This window comes from Frateuria sp. (genome assembly GCF_035695185.1).
In the GTDB taxonomy this organism is placed as follows: domain Bacteria; phylum Pseudomonadota; class Gammaproteobacteria; order Xanthomonadales; family Rhodanobacteraceae; genus Frateuria_A.
In genome coordinates this window covers 1-5,242 of sequence record NZ_DASSES010000200.1, presented here as the reverse complement: position 1 = coordinate 5,242, position 5,242 = coordinate 1, and the positions used below count along the sequence as shown (strand labels likewise).

General features: G+C 65.8%; 6 protein-coding genes. 3 read left to right on the top strand and 3 right to left on the bottom strand.

Going from position 1 to position 5,242, the window contains the following annotated elements:
- Nucleotides 1–209: 209 nt before the first annotated feature.
- Nucleotides 210–797, bottom strand: coding sequence for a YceI family protein (locus tag VFH59_RS16050; RefSeq protein WP_325165915.1), 588 nt, complete (start codon nt 795–797; stop codon nt 210–212).
- 166 nt (nt 798–963) lie between these two features.
- On the opposite strand from VFH59_RS16050, the gene VFH59_RS16045 reads away from it, so the two are divergent.
- The 3 genes from VFH59_RS16045 (at nt 964) to VFH59_RS16035 (ending at nt 3,107) form a co-directional block, all read left to right on the top strand.
- Nucleotides 964–1,206 carry a hypothetical protein gene (locus tag VFH59_RS16045; protein ID WP_325165914.1) on the top strand — a complete coding sequence of 81 codons (243 nt, stop codon included), beginning with the start codon at nt 964–966 and terminating at the stop codon, nt 1,204–1,206.
- 134 nt (nt 1,207–1,340) lie between these two features.
- A complete protein-coding gene (locus VFH59_RS16040) occupies nt 1,341–1,721 on the top strand; it encodes a cytochrome c family protein (RefSeq protein WP_325165913.1) in 381 nt (126 codons plus the stop codon).
- A 9-nt stretch (nt 1,722–1,730) separates the two neighbouring features.
- The gene (locus VFH59_RS16035; RefSeq protein WP_325165912.1) at nt 1,731–3,107 is read left to right on the top strand and encodes a cytochrome C; all 1,377 of its coding nucleotides are present in this window, start codon (nt 1,731–1,733) and stop codon (nt 3,105–3,107) included.
- Nucleotides 3,108–3,117: 10 nt separating this feature from the next.
- On the opposite strand, the gene VFH59_RS16030 is transcribed toward VFH59_RS16035, so the two are convergent.
- Complete coding sequence (locus tag VFH59_RS16030; RefSeq protein ID WP_325165911.1) at nt 3,118–3,858, bottom strand: anti-sigma factor; 741 nt, start codon at nt 3,856–3,858, stop codon at nt 3,118–3,120.
- 10 nt (nt 3,859–3,868) lie between these two features.
- Nucleotides 3,869–4,396, bottom strand: a complete 528-nt coding sequence (locus VFH59_RS16025; protein ID WP_325165910.1) for an RNA polymerase sigma factor — start codon at nt 4,394–4,396, stop codon at nt 3,869–3,871.
- Nucleotides 4,397–5,242 lie beyond the last annotated feature (846 nt).

Here is a 5,242-nt window from a genome sequence, read left to right as displayed (position 1 = left end):
GCAGCCTGTCGGCCACGGCCGGTGATCATTCAGTGGCATCGATGTTGGGGGGGGCGCACGCGTAATGGTCCTGGACCGGCCGTATGAGCCTGACGGTCCCCGAACACGCATCGCATGGAGACTGTCTCGACTCGGCGGCCGGTCGCTGTAGCACATTCGCCGCGACCGACGAGGCCGGCGTCACTCGCCGCCGGCCTCCATCCCTCTTCTCATCCGGTATGCATGCCGGCAACAAGGCGGATCCGCGCAAGGATCGCGATCCGCACCTCGTCCGAGATCAGCAGATGATCGGCAAACATACCGAAGGCTGACCGCTGCAGCGTTCCGCTCACCGCAAAGTCGGCGGTGCCCTGCTCTGCCTGCCGCGCCAGCAGCGTTGCCGCGAGCGTCAGGGGCCGCTGGACACCACGCATCTCGAGGGTGCCGCGGACCAGATAGTGATCCGGCACCGTCTGAGAAACACCGGTACTCCGGAAGCGGATTCGCGGGAAGCGCGCCGCATCGAGGAAGTCCGGCGAGCGCAGCATCGCCGATGCCTCATGCCAGGGCATGTCGAGCGAATCCACGTCCGCATCGGCAGCGACGTAGGTGTGGTCCGGGCGGTCCGGATTCACCAGGAGTGTTGCCTCGAAATGCCGGAACCAGCCGTGCGAGGTGAACAGCCCCATATGGCTGACCGAGAACTCGATGCTGCCGTATCGGGGATCGATCACATACAGGGAGTCCGCCGCCGAGGAAGGGCGCGTCGCCAGCAGCAACGTGGCAAGAGACGGAAGCAGGCTGCGTCGTGAGATCATGTGGGCGCTGCCTTCAGGGTTGGCGGGCGCGGGGCCGGGCGGTGGCATTGTTACGTCCGGGCCAGACGTGGTGGTCGTGCAGCCGCCGGAGGTTCCGGTCACGCAGGCGGCCCAGTGTCGTGTACATCATGACGTGGAAAGTCATCGTGCTATCGCCCCAACCCGTATGAAGAGGACGACCTGGGCGGCTGCTTATTCCGGAAATTCTGCCGTCACAGCCGGCTGCGAATTCGGGAATATCCATCCGGTGTTCGCCGTCTCCCTGACAGGACTGCATGACCCGGCAGGGAAGAAGGATCGCGAGATGACGATGTTCTGGCTTGGCAGAATGTTCCTGGCACTGCTCGGCGGCGCCTTGCTTGCCGCTTGTTCGTACGGGCACCACGCGCGACCGATGTTCGGCATGTAGACGATCAGCAGCCCGGGCGCACGCACCGGACCTGTGCTGCCGCGTATCGGAACATGCTGACCCGAGAATCGCGTCCCGGAATCAAGTTCCAGACAAAAGACCGCCCGACCTTTCCATAGCCAGGAGATTCGCGGATGGCAGCGAACCGCCATGTGGTTTCGTGCGCCCTGTTGTTGAGCCTTGTTCTGATTGCATCGCCCGCGCGTGCGCAGGATGCCGATCGGGGCGCGCGTGTGTTCCGTTCCCAGTGCAGCATCTGCCATTCGGTACGGCCTGGCCGCAACGTGGTCGGCCCGAGCCTGTTCGGCGTCATCGGGCGCCATTCCGGACGGGTGCCCGGGTTCCACTATTCGCAGGCCAACCTCGCGTCCGGCCTGACCTGGGATCCCACGACGCTGGACCGCTACCTGACCGCGCCGCGCCAGGTCGTGCCGGGGACACGCATGACCTATCCAGGGCTGAAGGATGCCAGAGAGCGGGCTGACCTGATCGCCTTCCTCGCGCATATGCACTGAGGAGTGCCAATGTCAGTCGCGTTTGCCCGTCTCGTCGCGTGCGCGGTGAGCATTGCCGTGGTCCTGATGCTTGCGGCTCGCCCGGCATACGCCGTGCCCAGCTTCGCCGCGCAGACCGGAGAGCCGTGCAGCACCTGCCATGTCGGCGCGTTCGGGCCGCAGCTGACGCCCTTCGGCCGTGCGTTCAAGATCGGCGGCTATACCGAGACCGGGGGCCAGGGGCCTGCCGCACATATTCCGCTCGCCGCGATGGTGCTCGGCTCGTTCACCCATACAGAAGGGTCGCAGCCGTCGCCGGCGGCGCCACACTTCGCCGACAACAACAATCCTGCCCTGGACCAGATCAGCGCCTTCCTGGCGGGGCGTGTCACCGACTTTGCCGGCGCCTTCGTCCAGGGCACCTACTCCGGCATCGACCAGTCGATCACGCTGGACAACACCGATGTGCGGATCACCCATCCATTCCACGTCGGAGTGACGGACCTGCAGCTCGGCGCCTCGCTCAACAGCGCGCCGACGGTTCAGGACCCGTACAACTCCATGCCGGCCTGGATCTTCCCGTTCGCCGCGTCGGCGCTGGCGCCAACCCCGGCGCTTGAGCCGCTGCTGTTTGGTGGCTTGGCCAGCAACAGCATCGGCCTCACCCTGTACGGCTGGTATGACCGCAGCCTGTATGCCGAAGCGGGAGTCTATGTCACCCGCAGCCCGTACCTGCTCGGGCTGACGGGCGCCACGCTGGGTCCCGGTGCCACGGCGGGCCCGGCGCCGTATGTCCGCCTAGCCTATGAGTGGGACTGGAACGACCAGGCAGTGCATGTGGGCGGCGTGCTGCTTGCCGCGAACCTCAACCCCGCAGCCGGGCCGCGACGGAGCGACAGCAGCGCCGGCCAGGACCATTACCTCGATATCGGGGTCGATGCCGGCTATCAGTTCCTCGGTTCCGGCCGGCATGTCGTCAGCACGGACCTGTTGCTTCTGCATGAGAACCGCAGGCTGAACGGGTCCGCGGCGCTGGGGAGCGTTGCCAGCCCCAATGGCCGGCTCAACGAAATCCGCGCGAGTGCGACCTACTTCTTCCAGGCAACCTATGGCCTGACCCTGGGGTGGCAGAATATCTGGGGCACCGCCGATCCGGTGCTGCTGGCGCCGGCGCCGGTCAGCGGCAGCCGCACCGGCAGCCCGAACAGCAACGCCTTCATCATCGAGGCCGACTGGGTGCCGTTCGGCAAGGAGACCTCCTGGGCGCGCCCCTTCGCCAACCTGAAGATCGGCGTGCAGGACACGATCTACACGCGCTTCAACGGCAGCGGCGCCAATTACGACGGGTTCGGGCGCCGGGCGGGGGCGAACAACACCCTGTTCGCCTATGCCTGGCTCGCCTTCTGACGATCGGCGATCAGGCGTGCAGCTGCGTGCGCACGCGTTCGGCAATCTCGCGCGCCAGGCTGGCCGGCATCTCGCCTACCACGACATAGGCATACCCGTCCCGCTGCCATGCTGCCACGCGAAGATCGTCGTGGCGTTCGACCTGCAGCGGCCGCGATCCACCCTCCAGCTGACTGATGCAGAGCGCGACCGGCAGGCCCTGCGCGCGCGTGTACATGAGCTGGGCAACCGGGCTGCCGTTCACCACCAGCATGCGGCCGCCGGCAAAGCTCAGCCCCTCGGCGGAAAGATCGGGGATCTCGAGATGGCGGTGGAGGCGCTTGTCGAGCCAGGCGACAAACGCCTGCGCCTGCGCGGCCGGCATCTCGACGAGGTGGCCCGGCTCTCGCGAATAGATGGCGTGGTACTCCGCGATCTCGTCGATCAGCGCCGCCATGGCAGATTGCCGCGTGCCCAGCCAGGTGCCGCCGGCCCCAGCCGCCATGCCAAGGGCGAGGCAGGCCGCAGCCGCCCAGACGAGGCGCCGGCGTGGCCAGGGACGTGGCAGGACGGATGGCAGCAGACGGGCGGCATCGGTCGCATAGCCCGTCTCGCCACAGGCGGCCCGCAGCAGCGCCGCCGTCTCCCGATACATCTCGACCGTGCGGCGCGCCTGGGGGTCCGTGGCGAGCAACTGCTCGACCTCCCTCACGCCCGCGGCATCCAGTTCGCCGTCGACATAGGCCAGCAGCATCGTGTCGGTTGCTGTCATTGCCCGCATCCTACATCGGTCGGGACGTGGAGCGGCCAGTCGGGCCGGGAAACAGGCTCACCGATCCGCCCGATCGCGTCCCAAGCCGTTCCGCCAGGTCACGCCGCGCCCGCGACAGCCGGCTCATCACGGTGCCGATCGCAATGCCCAGCACCTCCGCCGCCTCCCGATAGCTCAGGCCGTCCACGCAGACCAAGACGAGTATGGTGCGATGTTCGGCCGGCATCTCCTGCAGCCGGCGGCGCACCAGTTCCAGCGTGATCCGCCCCTCGGCGACCGCCGGACCATCATCTCCCGCGACCTCGGTCGCCACATCGAGCGGCTCGTGGCGGCGCCGCGAGCGCGCGCGTATTTCGTCGATCCAGAGATTGCGCATGATACCGTACAACCAAGCGTCGAGCCGGGCCTGATCCCGCAACTGCCCCTCCCGCTGCAGAGCGCGGGCGCAGGCATCCTGCACCAGTTCGTCCGCCTCCACGGCGGAGCCGGTCAGGGCCAGGCCGAACCGCCGCAGCCGCGGCAGCAGTGCCGAAAGCATCGGGCGTAGGTCCTCGGCCACTCCGTTCTCCCGCTCTCAGGGGAATGACGCGCCAGCCCGCCGATTATTCCCAGCCATGGAACAGTAATCTTCTTCCAACAGGTGTGACCGGACGGCCGCGGGTCCGCCGCTGGTCTGTCAGAAGCCCGCGGCCCCGCCGGAATGGAGGGGGGGACCGCAGACTTAAGCGTCACAGGGATGGCGCGCGGCCGGTTCTTGCCCCCAGATCCGTCGTCAGCCGCAGAGCTATAGCGCGACAATCTGGATGATGAGCCAACTATCCTGATTGTCGCCGCGCACAGAGCCGCCTTGCGGCACTGCGGCCCGCATAGTTTGCTCCGAGAAGGCCACATTGGCCTGCTCGTGCGCTCCGTTGGTCTGCTGCGCGCGACGACGACAGTCACGCTGGCCAATGTCACCTACAATCTGCAGCGCCTCGCCTGATTCGAGGCCCGACCCATGCCCGCCTGGCCCAAAACCGCGCACCAACGCCCACCCAGCAACCAGCAAACCGAAGCCGCTGCCTCATCTCTCATCGCGCCCCAAAATTACCACCGAATTCCGCCCGCCAAGCAGGTATTTCGAGGTGCCTGTGTGTGCCGTCACCCTCAAATTGTTCCATTAACATGTCTCAAAACTATTCACTTGAAAGATTCTTAAATTTTCTCAAGCAATTCTAAGTAGCAGTCGCTTACCTTTTAGATCGCGGAATGCAACTTGCCGATTGTAGTTACTAGTTTGTGACACGGAAACATAAAATTCGCCTTGCCAAGGTCAGCGTGAATGACACATGCTAGACAAGCAAATTGCAGGATTCCGGATGCAGCCGATGTATATCGGCTGCAA